The sequence below is a fragment of the Paenibacillus vini genome, from assembly GCF_018403325.1.
GTDB classification, from domain to species: domain Bacteria; phylum Bacillota; class Bacilli; order Paenibacillales; family Paenibacillaceae; genus Fontibacillus; species Fontibacillus vini.
This window is the reverse complement of sequence record NZ_BOSL01000001.1, coordinates 404,306-421,768: the sequence shown is the minus strand read 5'-3', so window position 1 is coordinate 421,768 and position 17,463 is coordinate 404,306. Positions and strand designations below refer to the sequence as shown.

Genomic DNA, 17,463 nt, shown 5'->3' with positions numbered 1-17,463 from the left:
TATACTTCCCTCTTCACTTCCTTGCCCGGAATTCATCCTCCAGCAGGCCCATCGTAATTGAATCATGATATTCATGATTATAATACAAGGCCTCTCTCTGGACACCCTCCCGTTTGAAGCCCAGCTTCTCGTAAACATGCAGCGCCCTTGGATTGTAATCAAAAACATTCAGTTCAATCCGGTGCATATTCAGAATGCCGAATCCGTAATCCAACATCAGATTTAACGCCTCCGTGCCGTAGCCTTTGCCGGTCTGGGCCAGACTGCTTATAGCAATCCGGATATTGCAGTTCCGATTATAGGGATCGATGTCCTGCAACGCGATGTCTCCTATCAGCTCGTCATTCTCGCACAGGGCAATCAGTAACAACACGCTGGAGTCATCCTGGATTTTACGCTCGATATAAGCGGAGATGCCCTCCTTCGTAAAATGCCGTTGGGTTCCTGTCAGCCTTCTTGTCTCCGGGTCGTATAAATTATGAAAATACCATTCCGCATCCTCCGCGCCAATGGGGCGCAAATAGACCTGCTCCCCTTCCAAAAACCTTGCTTGAACCGTCATCTTTTTCATATCTCCTTCAATATAATTCTCTATAATTCTCTTGTCCCAACTATATCAAGCTGTTGTATATTAAAAAATATACAAATCTATTTAGAATTAAAGGACAGATTGATTAGCTGAGGTGATGGGATGTACCACTTACCGCGTCCGTACACGGCGAGTTCCAAGCCTGCCTTCCGGTACATGGAAATTTACGAAACGATGAAACAAGACATTATTTCGGGCGTTCTGCCGGAAGAACATCGTCTGCCTTCCATTCGGAAACAGGCTGAGTTTCTGTCCGTCAGCACCACACCCGTCGAGCTCGCGTATCAGCAACTGATTGCCGAAGGTTTTATTGAGAGCCGGCCGCGAAAAGGGTACTTTGTCGTCAAGCTGCCGGAAAGCTACGGGAAATTGAGCCTGAACAGCAGCTTTAGTGAAGGACAAGAACAAAATCAGAGAACCGGGCGCAGTCCACTTGCATCTTCCGCGGTTGAGCCTGCACCTCTTCCGAAGCGAAAAGATTGGACATACGACTTTCATTTGTCTAAAAACGACTTCAGCCCGTTTCCTTTTTCCATCTGGAAAAGGTTATTCAACCAGCTGTTTCAACCGGAGACTGGAGACTTGCTGTTTTATGGGGAAGCCCAGGGGGAGGCAGGTCTGCGCCAGGAAATTGCGTCGTATCTTCGCCAGTTTCGCGGCGTCGTCTGCCACCCCGACCGGATCGTCATTGCAGCGGAGCAGCATTTGCTTATCCAGTTTCTTGGGCAAATGTTGAAGCCTTATGGCAATGCCGTAGCCGTAGAGGATCCCGGGTATCGAATCATCCCGGCAACCTTGCGTGCCATCGGATACCATGTACACCCGATCTCTCTTGATGAGGAGGGATTGCGTCCCGATTTACTTCGCCTGAGCTCCGCACGAATCGCCAGCGTCTCTCCCTCTCACCAGTTTCCGCTGGGCATCGTCATGCCGCTCACCCGCAGACTGGAATTACTGGAGTGGGCTAAGGAAACTGACGGATTTCTGATCGAAGACGACTATGGCGGAGAATTCCGTTACCAGGGCAAGCCGGTTCCCTCTCTCCAAGGACTCCTACCGAACGATCACGTTATCTACCTTGGAGGTTTCTCTCAGGTACTGGCTCCGGATTTTTGCATCCATTACATGGTCCTTCCCGAACGATTGGTTCCGTCCTTCCATGAAATGCGGCGGGACATCATGTTCGAGGCCTCGGCTTCACGAATCCATCAGCGTACCCTGCAATTGTTTATGCAAAAGGGCTACTTCGAAAAGCATGTCCGGAGAATGCGAAACGTGTACCGTAAAAAGAACCAGCAGTTGACGGCCTCCATCCGAAATCACTTCGGAAGCCATGCCGATATCCTTGGAGACAGCGCCGGACTGCATATCATCCTGGAAGTCCGGTCGCCGCTGCCGGAGGCTGAACTGATTGCGCTGGCCGATCAGGCCGGTGTCCGGGTCTCCTCCGCCGCATTTTTTTGGAACAAACCGGAGGAACGCATAGAAAAACGCTTTATGATCGGGTTCGGAGGCATCAATATGGACCTGATCGACGAAGGCATACGTCTATTACGAGACTCGTGGGCACCCCATTTGCTTTGGTTAACGTTAGCGCCATTCCTCGCTCTATCAATGTTCGGTTCAAGTCGTGTTATTTTGTTATTACATATACTATAATTAATGATAACAAACGCATACAAAGGAGATCGTTATGAGCTTTCAACCTAATTTCGTCTGGGGCGCCGCAACGGCCGCTTATCAAATTGAAGGGGCTGCAAGAGAAGACGGTAAAGGCTTGTCCGTGTGGGATATGTGCTCCCAAATTCCCGGATTCGTAAAAAGCGGGCACACCGGAAATACCGCTTGCAATCATTACTATCGTTATAAAGAAGACGTTCAACTGATGAAGGAAGTCGGGCTCCAAGCCTATCGGTTATCGATTTCCTGGCCGCGTGTACTGCCAGAGGGGACCGGAAGAATCAACGAGAAAGGCCTCGATTTCTATGATCGCCTGATCGACGAACTGCTTGAGAACGGCATTGATCCTTATGTAACCTTGTTCCACTGGGACTACCCTCATGAATTGTACAAAAAAGGGGGCTGGCTGCATCCCGACAGCTCCGACTGGTTCGCGGAGTACACCCGGGTCATCGCAGACCGGCTGTCCGACCGGGTCACCCATTGGTTCACGCAAAACGAGCCGCAATGTTACTTAGGGCTAGGCCACTTTACCGGAGAGCATGCCCCGGGCCTCAAGCTCGGCATGGCCGAGTTCCTGCAGGCGACGCACAACTCGCTGCTGGCTCACGGCAAAGCGGTTCAAGCGCTGCGTCAAACCTCCAAACAGCCATGCGAAATCGCCTATGCACCGGTAGGCATCACCTCTTTCCCGGTCACGCCGACACCGGAAAATATCGAAGCCGCACGAGCACGAACCTTCGGTATTACGGATCCGGGCTTCTGGATGAATACGTGGTACATGGACCCGGTATTCCTCGGGAAATATCCGGAAGACGGACTGCGCGTATTCGAGCCTTGGCTGCCGGAAATTAAGCCAGGCGATATGGAGACCATTTGCCAACCGCTGGATTTCCTGGGTCTGAACATTTATCATGGAACTCCCGTGCAAGCGGGGCCGGACGGACAGCCGGAAATCATCGGCAATGCGGTCGGTCATCCGGAAACGATGATCCGCTGGACGGTAACCCCGGAATCGCTGTATTGGGGACCGAAAATGTTCCACGAACGATATGGGCTGCCGATCATGATCACCGAAAACGGCCTGTCGAGCATGGATTGGGTGAGCCTGGACGGACAGGTGCATGACTCTCAGCGGATCGACTTCTTACACCGCTATTTGCGGGAATACCGCCGGGCTGCAGCCGAAGGCGTGCCGCTCAAAGGGTACTTCTGCTGGTCCTTTATGGACAATTTCGAATGGGCCGAAGGTTACCATGAACGGTTTGGGCTCGTCCATGTCGATTACGCCGACGGAAAACGGACGATCAAGGACTCCGGCCGCTGGTACCGTTCGGTGATCGAGAGCAACGGCGCCGACCTGTAAACCATCCAATAATGAAGCCTCCGAACTCATCCGTATGGGATGAATCGGAGGCTTTTTGGTCCCCGCTAAAATGTTTATTCCATTAAAGCGTTATCACCCAGAATTTGCCCTTGATCTTATTCCGGTTAAGCTCAATAATTAGGAACTGAACTTACTTTTTTATAGTAAATTGAAAGGTGTACACCATGAATACAACTCCAATCATCTCTGAAAAACCGGCCGTAAAAGAACCATTTCCGGTCGCTCTACTGTCCCTGACTGTCGGATCGTTCGCCATCGGCATGACCGAATTTGTAATTATGGGACTCTTACCAAATGTTGCGGACGACCTGCATGTCAGCATTTCTTCGGCAGGGCAGCTGATTACCGCTTATGCCATGGGCGTCGCCATTGGGGCACCCATTTTGACACTGCTGACCCAGCGTATTCCTCAAAAGGGATTGCTTTGCCTGCTGATGATCCTGTTCATTCTCGGCAACGGGATATCGGTCTTTGCTCCGACCTATGCCGTACTGATGGCGGCGCGGATTCTGACGGCGCTGACACACGGCACCTTTTTCGGCGTCGGTGCCGTTATAGCCGCCGGACTTGTCCGGCCGGAAAAGCGTGCCGGAGCCGTATCCATCATGATGGCCGGCCTGACCATTGCAAATATCGTCGGCGTCCCGCTTGGAACCTTTATCGGACAGCAGCTCGGCTGGCGGGCTTCCTTCGGCGCCATCGCCCTGATGGGCGTAATCGCCTTGGGAGGAATCCTGCTGTTTGTCCCGCATTTGCGCCAAGAGCAGCAAAGCGGCGTAGCCCAGCAAATTCGCGCACTGCTCCGTCCCAAGCTGCTGCTGTTCCTGCTGATCGGAGCGCTCGGCAACACGAGTCTGTTCGCTGTCTTTACCTATATCGCCCCTTTGCTCCAGCAAATCAGCGGCTTTGCCGAGCATAGCGTCACCTGGATTCTGGTGATCTTCGGCTGCGGCGTAACGCTCGGCAACATGATCGGTGGGCGGCTTGCCGACTGGAAGCTCATGCCTTCCCTGCTCGGGCTCTATCTAATGGTGGCCGTGATTTTAGGCGTCTTTACCTTCACGATTCAGAGCCCTGTCCTTGCGGTCATTACGATCTTCTTCTGGGGCGTCGCCTCCTTCGGCGTAATGCCCGGCCTACAGGTACGGATCATGAATCTGGCCCAAGCGGCCCCTGCGCTCGCCTCGACGTCCAGCCACTCGGCCGGGAATTTCGGAAACGCCGCAGGCGCTTTTATCGGCGGACTCGTGATTACCCATATGGGGCTTGCTTCGCTCCCTTGGGTGGGAGCGGCGATCGTAACGCTGGCTCTTATCATTGGTGCCATCAGTTATGCCCAGGAGCGGAAGCAAGGTAACGGAGCCGCTTAATCGGAATTCTCCGGAAATTTCCTATCACAGATAAGGCCCGCTTAGGGCCTTTTTTGTCTGTTTGACCTCCAAAAACGCCCCTTATTTCTCTAATCTCTCATTTCACAGTAAATTAATTGACCGCATCCCAGTATATGGATATATTAGTGTTATACCAGATATAAATCCTCCAATGCATTACTAGTAATTTTCATATCCTTGGTATGAGAATGACTCTAGGAGTGGTGCCATTGAATTCTCACTCGATTCTATCGGAATTGAATTTATTTATGAAACGTAATGAGCTTAGTGTAAGTCAATTAGCAAAGAAGCTGGATTTCAATGTAGGAACGGTTAGTTACATATTAAGCGGTACACGTAAGCTGACGATTGATCAGTTGGACTCCATTACTGAGGTGCTGGGTTATCCTAGAGGCCATTTTTATACCAACTACATTCGTGAGTACCTGGATGGGAATCGCTCCGATTGGCGCCGCATCCGCCCTCTGCTATTAAATTGCGCAGAACTGGACCAGCTGGACTGCATTCAGGATGTCGTAAATTTACTGCTGGATCATTTGATTTATGCCGGACCCCTGTTTGATATGGCAGAGGAATTATTCCAGGCCGGCAATTATAAAGCAGCGGAAATCCTCTATGAAAATGTGGCAGACAGTGAGCGGAAACAGCATTCCGAGCGGTTGGCGATGTGCCAGTATCGGCTGTTTAAGATCCGGGTAGGAAAAGACCAAATGCTGAATTTCAAAACCGTCTGTCAATTTGAACCTTACGTAGATCGACTGGATGAAGTATTTCAAATTGAGGCCCTTAAGGATTTAGCCAATGTGTATCGATCTCTTCAACAGTGGGACAATGTAGAAACTTTCACCCGCGAGATGGAGAATAAGGCCAAAATATTATATTTTCATAAGCCGGGTTCCGAGCGGGTGTTCTTGGAGTACCAGAACAAATTAGGCAGGCCGATGTTTACATATATCGCTTATGCGAGTCTTCTTTATGCTTGTGTTGCCGAAGGAAGGGGAGATTATGATCTGGCCTTAAAATACACCTATGAATATGCCGATTTAAGCTGGGTGAGAGAATCCGATAAAGATACGGAACATTGGAAACTGCTTTTTGCAGAATGGGCACAGGCCAACATCTTCGCAAATCGGATTATGAGCGGAGATTCCAGTGTACTTCCGGATTACGTTGATTATATTGAAACTAAGCCTGATGAAATTATTACGGCGCTATTAAATATGTTATTCGCCGCAAATCGGCATCATTTCGATTTAAATTCCGTTCTGCTTAAATTTGATTCAGAAATCAAAGCATTTGCTCCCCAAAAGAATCAGCTATACAGAACCGAAATTATGTTTGATTACTATGACAGTTTCTTATACGAACTGACCCTATATTATCTTCGGACGGGTGATTTCGAAAATGGTTTTACAAATTTGTTACAAGGTCTGGATTTTTCATGTAAAATAAATAATGAGCAGCATATTTTAAAGTATGTCGGGTTATTTGAGGAATATAGGGATCAGGCATCCAGTGAAATACACTTATCATATAACCATCTTATTAGAAAGGTGTGTGCGGCCGTATGAAAAGAAAGGCGGCTTTATTAGCAGGTGGCTTGGTTTTAGCGGTGGTATTTCTTGTATCCGATCCTATTTTCACAACTCTTGGCCAACATGGAAGCCTTTAATTAGAACTCCCTACATATCAAATTAACGTAACATGATAAAGAAAAACCTCCAATTACTTGGAGGTTTTCTTCATTTTAACGCCTATCTCCCTCACTCCGCCTCCCGCAACCTTTCCACAATCGAAGCCTTGGACAGCCAACGATATGCGATCAGTGTTATGGCAAGAGAGATCACAGCCAGCAGCGGGATCGCAGAAGCGACGGGCCATACGGACATATGGAACACCGTGAACGCAAGATTCACGGAAATGGTTTTGGCAACGACATAGGTCAGGTACAACCCGGCGGTGCCGCCGATCAACGCGACTAGCACAACTCCATATAATCCTTCGTAAATCAGCGTCTTCTTCAACTGTTTGCGGGTCATGCCCACGCTCTCCAGAATCGCGAATTCATTGCGCCGGGTAATGATACTCGTGATAACCGTGTTGATATAGTTCAGGATACCGATTAGCGCAATGATGAGACTGAGTCCGTAGCCGATGGTTTGGAAGACGCGGATAAATCCGTCCATCTCCTTCTGGTAATCTTCCCTGGATTTCATCATCAAGTCCGGATACGAGTCGACCAATGCTTGAGAGCTCCCCAATACTTGCTCCAGCTTGGCGGGATCGGCGTGCAGGGTGGCTGACAGGATGCCGGGATCCGCAACAGATCGTGCAAACTCCTCCCCCGGTATATAAGCATTGAATCCGCCCGACGTATAAGACTGAGTTCCTGCGGCATAGAGCGCTTCTTGCTTGAGCACCGCCATTACCTCATAGCTTTTATCCATCCCCTCTAGTTGAATGCGATCACCCGGCCGGAAATAGGAAGCCGTTTCGTCTTCTCCCAGAGTTGCTACTGTGATCAGCATGTATTGGCCTGAGGCAAATTTCTCCGGGTCAAAGGAACCCGAGAGAATATCGCCTTTCTGGAGGACATCATTCCAACCCGGATCAATTCCATGAAGTTGCACCCAGACCGCGCCGCTACCAAGTACGGAAGTATATATAGGCATTCTCGGATCTTCGTCTTTTGCCAATGGCTCTAAATACCGCTTGATCTTCTCGTCGATTTTCAGACTTTCGCTGCGAAAATACACCTTATCCAAGTGCTCAACGCCATCGATTGCCGCAAGCGATTGGATAATGTCCTTTGTGATCGCAGTAGTCCCTCCCACCGAGCCGCGCTGGGATGGATCCGGCATTTCCTTCACAACGACATCGCCCGAAATAAACGTGCTCAGATACTTGTTTACGTCAAAAGACGAAATCACCGTATATATGATGCTGAACAGGATCAGGCTCAGAGACAGCGAAGCCAGCATCAAAACCAGCTTTTTCTTATGCCGGAACAGGTTCGCCCAGGCCATGCGGAGCAGTTTGGCCCCTTGCGTCGAGCGTTTTTTCTTTTTACGGCTGACATCGCCCAACCCCGTATACCTGACGGCTTCGATGGGAGATATCCGCGCGGCAGTTCGACCAGGTTTGCTGGCGGCAATCCGGACGGTGAGATACGAGAACACCGCCGCTCCGATGAAAATCAACGGGCTAACCGAAAACGCCGTTTCCTCTTCCATCGAGGAAAAAGTGCTCATCATCGGCGTCAGCCAGACACCGATCCCATAGCCGGCGGCCAGGCCGAAAGGCAACGCGATCAAGAACAACCGGTTCGCCTGCATCGTTATGATCCTGCGGAGCTGCGTTGGCGTCGTCCCGATCGTTTTCAGCAAGCCATAAAATTTAATGTCCCGGACCACGGAAATATGAAAAATATTATAAATGAGCAAATATCCGCTCAGCATGATGATCAGTACCAGCCCTACATAAGGCAGCACATTCATGGGATCTTCAAAAATCCCAACGCTGGCGTACGCCCAGTTTACTCCATATTCCGCCTTGATTCCGGTGTCCGCCAGGACCTTCTTAATTTTATCCTCAATGCCAAAAGAATTGTTAAACATGACGGACAGATCCGTCGTATTCGTGTAGGTTCCCGTAAGTCTTGTCTGCTCAGGATTGATCCCCGAAAGATTCTCCTGAACAAATGCCTCCGAAACAAAGGCTAGTCCCGCCATGGCGACGAACTGATCCGCTTCGTAGAAGCCGGACAACTCAAACGTCTTCGACATCCGCTCTCCGTTGATCTCCATCTCCAGCGGCACCTTGGCCCCCAATTGATGCGAAACGCCCAACAAATCCAGCGCCCAGGTGTTCATGGCGATTTCATTCTCGCCGTCCGGCAGCCCGCCTTCTTTAAAATGGATAAAGCTATGTTTGGCGGTGTTTTCATCGAACTGGCTAATTTCCATACGTGAGGTCCGGAACACCTCATTCATAGCATCACCGACATGGATGAACTTGCCGTATTCTTTGATCGAAGGGTGATGGGCAATTTTGTCCGTCTCTTCCGGCGTAAGATACTTGAAGCCCCCGTGGTAATCGCTGCCCACCGTCTTCATTTTCGACAGCTCCATAGAACGATTAATGCTGAAGCCCATCGTGAACACAGAGGTGATCAGCAGCGTCGTCAGTACAACGGCACAAACAATGATCAGGTTGCGCATGCGGTTGGTCCGCAGGCTTCGCTTGGCCAGCCGGTAAATCCCTTGTCCGTTTTTATTGCGTATTCTCATAGCCTACCTCCCCGCTCCGCCGGCTCCGGGACGGGGTGCAATCCGGCCGTCCTCGATCCGGATAATCCGGTCCGCAGTTTGGGCAATTTCCTCATTGTGAGTGATCATCACTATGGTCTGATTGAACTTTTCGCTGAGCTGCTTCAGCAGAATCATCACTTCCTGGCTTGTCTTACTGTCCAGGTTCCCCGTAGGCTCGTCCGCCAGCACGATGAACGGCTTCGTCGCCAGCGCTCTGGCGATCGCTACCCGCTGCTGTTGCCCCCCCGACAAGCTGGACGGTAAATGAAGCACCTTCTCCTTCAACCCTAGCGCACCAATAATCCGGTCCACATGCTCCTTGTCCACCCGGGTGCCATCCAGCTCGATCGGCAGCACAATATTTTCATAGGCATTCAAGATCGGAATGAGATTATAACTTTGAAACACAAAGCCCACCGACCTCCGCCGGAATATGGTCAGATGCTCGTCGTTCATGGCAAAAATATCATTGCCGTCCACATGCACTTTCCCTTCCGTCGCGCGGTCCAGGCCGCCCATCATATGCAAAAGCGTGCTTTTGCCGCTTCCGCTTGTTCCGACGATTGCTACAAACTCGCCGCGATCTACCGTGAGCGATATTCCATCCAGGGCTTTGACTACCGATTCGCCTTTGCCGTAATATTTTTTCAATTGATCGATTTGCAATATCGACATTCGTATTCTCCTCCGGGTTTATTGATGTCTGCGTTACATAAATAAGAGTCCGCACCTGACGGTACAGACTCAATATAGCAAATCAATCTGACACCCCGGTGTCCGAAATATAACGGAATGGTCATATTGTCTCCTCAAAGCGCAGGCAGGAATACCGTGAAAACGGAGCCCTCGCCAAGCACGGAGGATACCTTAATGTATCCGCCTTGGGCCGTGAGGATTTCACGGGTCAGGTACAAGCCGATACCGACGCCTTCGTAATCCGCCGTTCTCGGGCTGCGATAGAACCGCTTGAAGACGGCATTCCACTCGCCTTCCTCAATCCCGATGCCGTTATCGGCGATGTCGATCCGGGTGAACATCTCGTTCGCCCGGGCGGTAACGGAAATCACCCCGCCGGTAGAATAGCTGTATTTCACCGCATTCTCCAGCAGATTGAACAGCGCCTCCGCCGTCCATTTCGCGTCATGCCTGGCCATCGTTCCGGGATCACAATCGATCCTGATTTCGATCCCTTTGCGCTCCGCCGCGGCATAAATTTGCGAAACAGCCCCCGATACCGTTCCGATCAATGGAGCGAGTTCCGTATGGATCGCTATGACGCCTGTCTCCAGCCGCGACATTTTGATCAGGGAACGAATCAGCCAATCCAGCTTGCCCGATTGATCCCTAATCCTTGCAATATATTGGCGGGCCTCTTCATCGAGTCCCGGAGTTTCTCCGAGAAGATCGGTGTACAGAACAATGTTGGTGAGGGGCGTTTTGGTCTGGTGGGAAATATCCGAGATCAGCGCCTTAATGCTGCTCTTCTCGGCCTCCGCCTTTCGTTTATGAGTGTTAGACAACTCGACATAACGCATAACTTTGTGCTCAAGAGAGGAAACCCGGCTTTCCGTATAACCGGTTTGCCGCGGCTGTCCGCCCATGGCCCGGTCCATCATCTCGTTTAGCGCCGTGACGGTTGCGGATGCCTCCGACCTCATCGTTCCCACAAGGAGCCCCCCAAGCAGAAGCAATAGAATAACGAACGCCGCCGAAGCCCATCCTACCGCCGTATCGAGGCCGGTAAAATACGTCACGGCTCCGATATATCCTCCTGTCACCAGCACAAAAAGCCCCGCAAATACCGCATATATGATGCCCCAGCGGGAATCACCCTTTTTTCTCATCGCCCGCTCCTTCAGTCCATACATAACCCAACCCATAAACGGTTTTAAGATAGACCGGCGAGGACGGATCGTCTTCGATTTTGGCACGCAGTCTCTTCACCGTAACCGTCAGTGCGTTCTCATCCACAAATTCCGCTTCCCGGTCCCAGATCTGATCCATAAGCTGCATTCTCGTCAAAATCCGGCCCCGGTTGGACACCAGCGCCTTGAGCAATTTCTGCTCCGTTTTGCTTAGAGACAGGCTGCAGCCCTGTTTACGGAATTCCATGTTCCCAAAATCGAGTTCAAGCGGACCGATGACCAGCTTCTCCTCATAGAGCGAACGGCTTCTGCGGAGCACCGCCATCACGCGCGAGCGCAGCACCATCAGGCTGAAGGGCTTCGTGATATAGTCGTCACCGCCCAATTCGAAGCCCAGCACAATATCGGACTCCATATCATTGGCCGTCAAAAAAATGACGGGCACCTGCGAGGTCCGTCTGATTTGTTCGCAAAAATCCAGCCCGCTTCCGTCCGGCAAGTTTACATCCAGCACGATCAAATCGATGCCGCCTTGGGCAAACCGGCGTTCCGCCCCGGCCAAATCATAGGCTTGTTCGATCGCGATTCCGTCTTGCGCTAAAGTAAGGGCGATCCCTTTATTCAAGCTAGTGTCATCTTCCACAATGAGCAACGTAGTCATGCGCAGACTCTACCTTCCTTCTTCATTGGCCTTATTATACACAAAGTTCCATTCCCGTGAAGCATCATCCGTTTCATTCCTATTTCCCGTAATACCTGTTCTTCAAACGAATTAGATGCAAATTTAGTTACACAAAAGCCCCGCACCACGCTTGGCATTGTCGATAACTTATGCCAAGCGTGATACGGGGCGAAGCCGCATAACTCTATTCGGTTAATCAAACAAACTGCTGCTTACCCGGCCCGAGGCACGGTCTACTTCCAGCCAGTCACTGGTGGCGGTGTGTTCGTCATCTTCCCCGTTTCGAACAAGCTCGTAAAGGTGAACGACCACGGTTGCTTCATCCGAGCGGTCAACCTCCATAATAAAGATCGACCCGATATTGTCTTCTCCCCGGGCGTTATTAACGTACCTGGTCATGTTGTTCAGTCCAGTTGCAATATAGAAGGCCTCTTGCTCACTTAATTTGTACTCCTCCGTATTCAAAAATCCCGGCTCGCCCTCATCAAACTTCTGCATTTCCAAATCGATGAGCCGATCATGGTAGGATTTGCGGAGCACCCTGTAGACAAGATCCTTATCCGCTCCCAAGGACTGCAGCTTATCCCGGTTATCAGCCACATTGTAGTCCGCTGCCTCCCCCAAATTCTCCAGGCTTCGGGCCGGAATATCATACAGAGCCAGATGTCGCTCGGCTACTTCGCTCTTATCGAGAGTGTTTTGAGACTCTACAAGCAACAAAAGCCGTGTGTCGTCGAGCTCGAAGGTGTAAACGTCGGAATAACCGCTGCTATAGGCTTCCGGCAGCCCAAACAATTCATATAGCTTCGTTAGAAACGACGCCTCCTTGCTATCGGAATTCGATAAGTAGTAAGTCCCCTTCGGCTCGGCGTTCATGCCGCCATATCCTGTGCCCGGATAATCCACAGTAAGTGAATTTTCCGTAAATCGTAAGGAGACATCCTTGAACTCCTCATCCTCCGGCTTAAATTCGGACATGTCTGCGTCCCATCCGAAATCAAATTCCATAGCGCCGTTATGGTGGCTGAATCCCCTGACGACCGACAAGCTTAAATGATATCGGCTCTGTTCTGCGTTCAGGGCGGTCACTTCAGCGAAACCCACATTTACAGGACTGTAGTTTGAAATCAAGTATCGTCCAGGCACCACGGTCGCAGCTGTAGAATCCGGGGCTATTTTATCAGGAGCTATAGAATGTGGGGCCGGGGAATTCCCGGCCGCTTTATCACTCGAACACCCTGTTACCACAATCATAAGCGCCAATGACAGCAGCAGGGTGGAAATTAAGCGGAAGCCTTTTGCCGCCCCCGAACTCCAGTTCATGTTCATCAGGAGAGTCTCCCTTTATCTTTTTAACCTTGCGAGTCCGCCGAGATGTTCTCCTCTTCTGCTCCCAACTTGTTGGATACCTTCTGATAAATGTAGGAAATCCCCAGCAGCACGACCCCGAAACTGAAATAAGCCACAATTTTGCTGCCCGTCGACATCAGGTTCAAATCGAACAGCAGCATTTTACCGGTTGAAAGCAGGGTCAAGCCCAATCCAACCCGCCGGATCACGAGATATTTATGCCGGAACCCGTAAACGATGTATCCGATCGCAAGCAGCAAATACGTCAGGCTAAACAGCCATCCGATATGCCCCAGCCTGAATTGCACGCCAAGGAATGCCGTAATCGTACCGAACAGGTACACCGCAAGAATGACCGGAATCCATTCCCGCATCCCCATTTGTTCTTCAAAAATGCTGATAATCAAATCGCGTCCGCTGAAAAAGACCAGTAAATTAAAGCCGATCAGAATCACCAGGGCCATTATATTCTCAGCTGAATTATAGGAACCGGACGGATTTAGCGCCGGGATCGTAAAGGTGACCGCCATACAAGCAAGATATCCGATACCGTACAAAATACGGGTGTAATACTTGACGAAACTATCATAGAGAACCGTTGTCTTGGACAAGGCGTAAGCCGCAACCAACGTGACGGCGCCGATCAGGAGCACTCTGTAGAAGTCGTACAGGTCCGCTCCCCCAGGCATAAGCTGTTTATAGATACGGCCAGTTTCATACAGCAGGTACAGCCAGGTATTGACGAGCGCCACATATTTCATAACCGAAAGCAGAGTCGTTTCTCCCGAACCGTAGCGTCTCGCATCTCCCGCATCCTGCAGCCGAATGGCATAGAACAAAATGAGCCCCAGCAGCCCCAGCGAGACAAAGGTGTACTTCCAGGAAAAATCAAGCGCATCCTGATTAAACAGGCTGACCCAGGAATCGACCAGCAAGAAGGCGCCAAGGCAAAGCCCCACGATCCCCCAGCCGATCCGCTCCAGCTGCTTGTAACGGTAAAGGTGGCCGAGTACCGACAGTAGAATCCCCTCGATTAGCCATGCCAGGGACATATAAGCAATGCCGAACTGGAACGGAACGATTAGCAGTGAGAACGTAAGCGAAGTTCCGTAGAACAGCAGTCGGGTTTCTTTTTCCGGCTCCAGATACTTGCGGGACATCCGGGCAAGCCCAAAATACGCCGCGCAGAATACCAGTGCCAGCAAGCCCCTGAGATGGTTCCAATCCGCACGCTCCAGCAAGCTGTACAGGGTCGCGCAATTGATGACCGTATTCAGCGTGAGCAGGGCGAAATCCCACCAGGAGAGCTTGGTTCTATTTCTAAACGGAACATACAAGGTAATGCCCAGATACATCAGGAACGTAACGACGGAATACAGCATGCCTACCGCCGGAAGATCCGCAATGAACACGAGCACCAGCATCGACACGATGTTAAAAACAAAGCTTATGTAATTGACGACCAGCCAATGCTTGCGGAATGAAATGATCAGAATCAGCGCATTCAACAGGAAAAGGTAGCCCATCGAGACATATACGGCGCTTCCTTCCAGACCGTATGCCGCCATGTAAGAAAAGAAAGGCAGATATCCGCCTACCAACCCGAAGGAACAGATCGTTCGGGATTCATACCTGAGCGACAGCAAAATGGCCGTGGCCGTGATCAGGATCGAAATGGCCAGCGCCACAAATAAACTGAGGATTTCCAATAAAAAATAGCTGTAAAATACCGATCCGTACAATACCGAGATGCCTCCGCCGAGCAGCCCCAGCGCGAAGACCTGTTTGTTTTTCCGGAACAGCCATGCTCCGCCGGCCAGCATCAGCGCCCCCAGCAAGAAGATGACTCCACCCTTCATATAGTCGTTGAACCAGGCGGAAAAGGAATATCTAAAAAATGTGCCTACCGCCAAAATGATGAGCAAAATCGCCAGCTTGTTGATCCAGCTCATTCCGATTTTCATTTCCAACCGGTTCTGTTTCATCCGGCGCTGCATCGTCTCTTCGCTAACGCCTTCCGTTACCAGCTGCTCATATCCCTGCGCCGCTTCTTGCCGGATTTTCCGGTCCTCCTCCAATACATGCCGGCGATGGTCCGCCATACGGTGGTTCAGTTCTTCCTGGAACTGTCCCAGTTTGGCGGTGATGACCTCCTTATCCGCTCCCAGATGTCTCTCCGCTTGCTCGTAAAGCGCATGCATCCGTTGTCTGGCGCCATAATCCACCGCATCCAAACGGTTCATATGCCCAGGCCCCGTAGTTGCAAAATAAGTCTCCAGCTTTTCCCGCGACGCTTTGATCAAATTAAGCTTCTCGTCCAGAATCTGTTCGGAGAGGGCGTGGCGGAGCCCGCCGTTTTCTTTTTCCAAAACATGCAGCCTAGCCTCCAGTACGCCGACCCGCTGCTTGTATTCTTCATACTCCCGGCGCAGCTTCTCGTTCTCCCTTACCGCATCGTTGGCTTCAAACTCGGCCATAAGGTCCTGATATTCCTTGCTCAGCTGATTTTGTTTATCTCTGATGGAACTGAATCGATCCCTAAAATCCTTCATCCCTTTCCTCCATTACCGGCTTGATGTTTTATTTATTTTACTACAAAACCGCGATCTTTCCCTTGATTTTACAAAAATGTTTCTTGTCGAGTTCTTGCGCACAAGCACAGGGTCTAGTATAGAGACTGGACTTCAGTCCTGCCGGGATTGCGACATCCGCCCGGTTTCATAAGCCCCGGCAGTCGTTATACTGAAGACGGCATTACGATATGTATAGTGAAAGAGAGGATCAAAGATGCAGCCTGCGAACGCCACATATTTAAAACGGTTCATTCAATGGGCCTGGATGGGCTGGGAGCAATGGTTCGACCGTTTCGGCAGGGCCCGCTCTCTTTATTCCGGGCATTACGGCATATGTAAAATGTTCGTGATCAAATACCATGGGCCGAGCATTGCTTGTCAGGATGGGACCTTGATCCGTACGGGCGATTGGATCGGGGAGCTCCATCTGGATAACCGGTTCATTCTGGATATGCTTCGTACCCACGATGCCAACCAGGTCGCGCTGCGGGTAGCCCGGCTGACGCGCAGTTCCATGCGCCAAATCAGCGAGGAAGTGAAAAATCTTCCCCAACTTAGGCATGTAAAAGCACTGCAGGGGATCACCTTGCTGCACAGAGGTATTACCCACGGATTAGGTTTTGAAACGCATCCTCTGAAACAAGGCACCTTCCGGTCACTGACCACCTCTTACTTACGGCTGCTGCTTACGGTTTTCCACCCGCGGAACGGAGCCCGCATCGGCCCTCATGCCGAGAAACTGATCCCCCTCCGGCTGGTAATGACCCGGGCAGCGTTGATCGAACGATTCTCCCCAGCACCTAAGACGGCGTAAGAAAACGTCTACCCGACGTACCTTCAACCGCTGAACACACATGAATTTTTAAAGCAAAAATAAATTACTAAAGCTATACAAAGAGCCCCGCAACGCGAGGCTCTTGTCGAAAAATGTTCCACGTGGAAGAATTATGTCGAATTATGCAATTAATGAGGAAATTTTTGGTGCCGAGTCTGTTGCGGAGTTCTAAAGCGGAGTTTTATATAGGTAGATTTTCGTCCGGTACATATCTCTGCAAGTGACCACCCGTTCCGGCGTCCAGCCGGGAAGCGCGAAGCAAATACTGATCACGTAGGTTCCGGAAGCCAGCTTCTCACGAAAAATCGGGTCAAGCCGGCTCATCGCTCCGGGATATAAATAACAGAGGACCGCATCCGCTTCCTCAAAGGCATACTCATACAAATCCTTGTTAATAAAAACGGTATTCCGGTTAGACTGCCATCTTGATATCAAGCGGGAAACCGCGAGCGGCACGGGCGAATTCTCGATGCCGATGATACGCCATCCAGGATTTAGACGCGAGGCCTGAAAAGCAAGCGTCCCCCAGCCCGACCCGGCCTCAATGATCGTTTCGATGCCGCTCAGCTTGCTGAGTTCGGTAATGACCGCTTGTCGTACGGGGGCCGAGGTAGGCATAGGCGAGATCCCGTTCCTCCAACTGGAGAAGACGATGGATAACGCCGCCAGTAATGCGATGAATAGAAAAAGGCCCGAGAGCAAGGTATGGGCGGAGATCGTCATAGATGTTACAGCCCCTTTGGTTATCACTTAAGGCGAGCACGGTACTGCTGCCGGGCGCCATAATTCCATTCTAAACGG

The 17,463-nt window shown here is 50.8% G+C and carries 13 protein-coding genes; 5 read left to right on the top strand and 8 right to left on the bottom strand.

All coding sequences use genetic code 11. The annotated features are described in order from the left end of the window. Nucleotides 1–13: 13 nt before the first annotated feature. Nucleotides 14–562 carry a GNAT family N-acetyltransferase gene (locus KJS57_RS01950; RefSeq protein WP_213653567.1) on the bottom strand — a complete coding sequence of 183 codons (549 nt, stop codon included), beginning with the start codon at nt 560–562 and terminating at the stop codon, nt 14–16. 129 nt (nt 563–691) lie between these two features. Here KJS57_RS01950 and pdxR point away from each other — a divergent pair, with 129 nt between their 5' ends. From pdxR to KJS57_RS01930, 4 genes are all read left to right on the top strand, one after another. Continuing rightward, nucleotides 692–2,248 (top strand): MocR-like pyridoxine biosynthesis transcription factor PdxR, encoded by a 1,557-nt coding sequence (gene pdxR / locus KJS57_RS01945; protein ID WP_213653566.1) that lies wholly within the window; start codon nt 692–694, stop codon nt 2,246–2,248. 34 nt (nt 2,249–2,282) lie between these two features. Next, nucleotides 2,283–3,635, top strand: a complete 1,353-nt coding sequence (locus tag KJS57_RS01940; RefSeq protein ID WP_213653565.1) for a GH1 family beta-glucosidase — start codon at nt 2,283–2,285, stop codon at nt 3,633–3,635. Between the two features lie 185 nt (nt 3,636–3,820). Continuing rightward, a complete protein-coding gene (locus tag KJS57_RS01935; protein WP_213653564.1) occupies nt 3,821–5,026 on the top strand; it encodes an MFS transporter in 1,206 nt (401 codons plus the stop codon). A 257-nt stretch (nt 5,027–5,283) separates the two neighbouring features. Further along, entirely contained in the window at nt 5,284–6,618 is a 1,335-nt protein-coding gene (locus KJS57_RS01930; protein WP_244861346.1) for a helix-turn-helix domain-containing protein, read from the top strand. Between the two features lie 192 nt (nt 6,619–6,810). Here the strand turns inward: KJS57_RS01930 and KJS57_RS01925 are convergent, their stop codons facing one another. The 6 genes from KJS57_RS01925 to KJS57_RS01900 form a co-directional block, all read right to left on the bottom strand. After that, on the bottom strand, nt 6,811–9,336 hold the full coding sequence (locus KJS57_RS01925; RefSeq protein ID WP_213653563.1) for an ABC transporter permease: 2,526 nt from the start codon (nt 9,334–9,336) through the stop codon (nt 6,811–6,813). A gap of 3 nt (nt 9,337–9,339) precedes the next feature. Beyond that, the gene (locus KJS57_RS01920) at nt 9,340–10,032 is read right to left on the bottom strand and encodes an ABC transporter ATP-binding protein (protein WP_213653562.1); all 693 of its coding nucleotides are present in this window, start codon (nt 10,030–10,032) and stop codon (nt 9,340–9,342) included. 134 nt (nt 10,033–10,166) lie between these two features. After that, nucleotides 10,167–11,201 carry a sensor histidine kinase gene (locus tag KJS57_RS01915; RefSeq protein WP_213653561.1) on the bottom strand — a complete coding sequence of 345 codons (1,035 nt, stop codon included), beginning with the start codon at nt 11,199–11,201 and terminating at the stop codon, nt 10,167–10,169. Beyond that, nucleotides 11,185–11,883 carry a response regulator transcription factor gene (locus tag KJS57_RS01910; RefSeq protein ID WP_213653560.1) on the bottom strand — a complete coding sequence of 233 codons (699 nt, stop codon included), beginning with the start codon at nt 11,881–11,883 and terminating at the stop codon, nt 11,185–11,187. The genes KJS57_RS01915 and KJS57_RS01910 overlap by 17 nt, the downstream gene beginning before the upstream one ends. 213 nt (nt 11,884–12,096) lie before the next feature. Next, on the bottom strand, nt 12,097–13,233 hold the full coding sequence (locus KJS57_RS01905; RefSeq protein WP_211023119.1) for a hypothetical protein: 1,137 nt from the start codon (nt 13,231–13,233) through the stop codon (nt 12,097–12,099). A 23-nt stretch (nt 13,234–13,256) separates the two neighbouring features. Then, nucleotides 13,257–15,806, bottom strand: a complete 2,550-nt coding sequence (locus KJS57_RS01900) for a DUF2339 domain-containing protein (protein ID WP_213653559.1) — start codon at nt 15,804–15,806, stop codon at nt 13,257–13,259. A gap of 235 nt (nt 15,807–16,041) precedes the next feature. On the opposite strand from KJS57_RS01900, the gene KJS57_RS01895 reads away from it, so the two are divergent. Beyond that, nucleotides 16,042–16,641 carry a YkoP family protein gene (locus tag KJS57_RS01895; RefSeq protein WP_213653558.1) on the top strand — a complete coding sequence of 200 codons (600 nt, stop codon included), beginning with the start codon at nt 16,042–16,044 and terminating at the stop codon, nt 16,639–16,641. Between the two features lie 189 nt (nt 16,642–16,830). Here KJS57_RS01895 and KJS57_RS01890 read toward each other — a convergent pair whose 3' ends face one another. Then, on the bottom strand, nt 16,831–17,385 hold the full coding sequence (locus tag KJS57_RS01890) for a class I SAM-dependent methyltransferase (RefSeq protein WP_213653557.1): 555 nt from the start codon (nt 17,383–17,385) through the stop codon (nt 16,831–16,833). Nucleotides 17,386–17,463 lie beyond the last annotated feature (78 nt).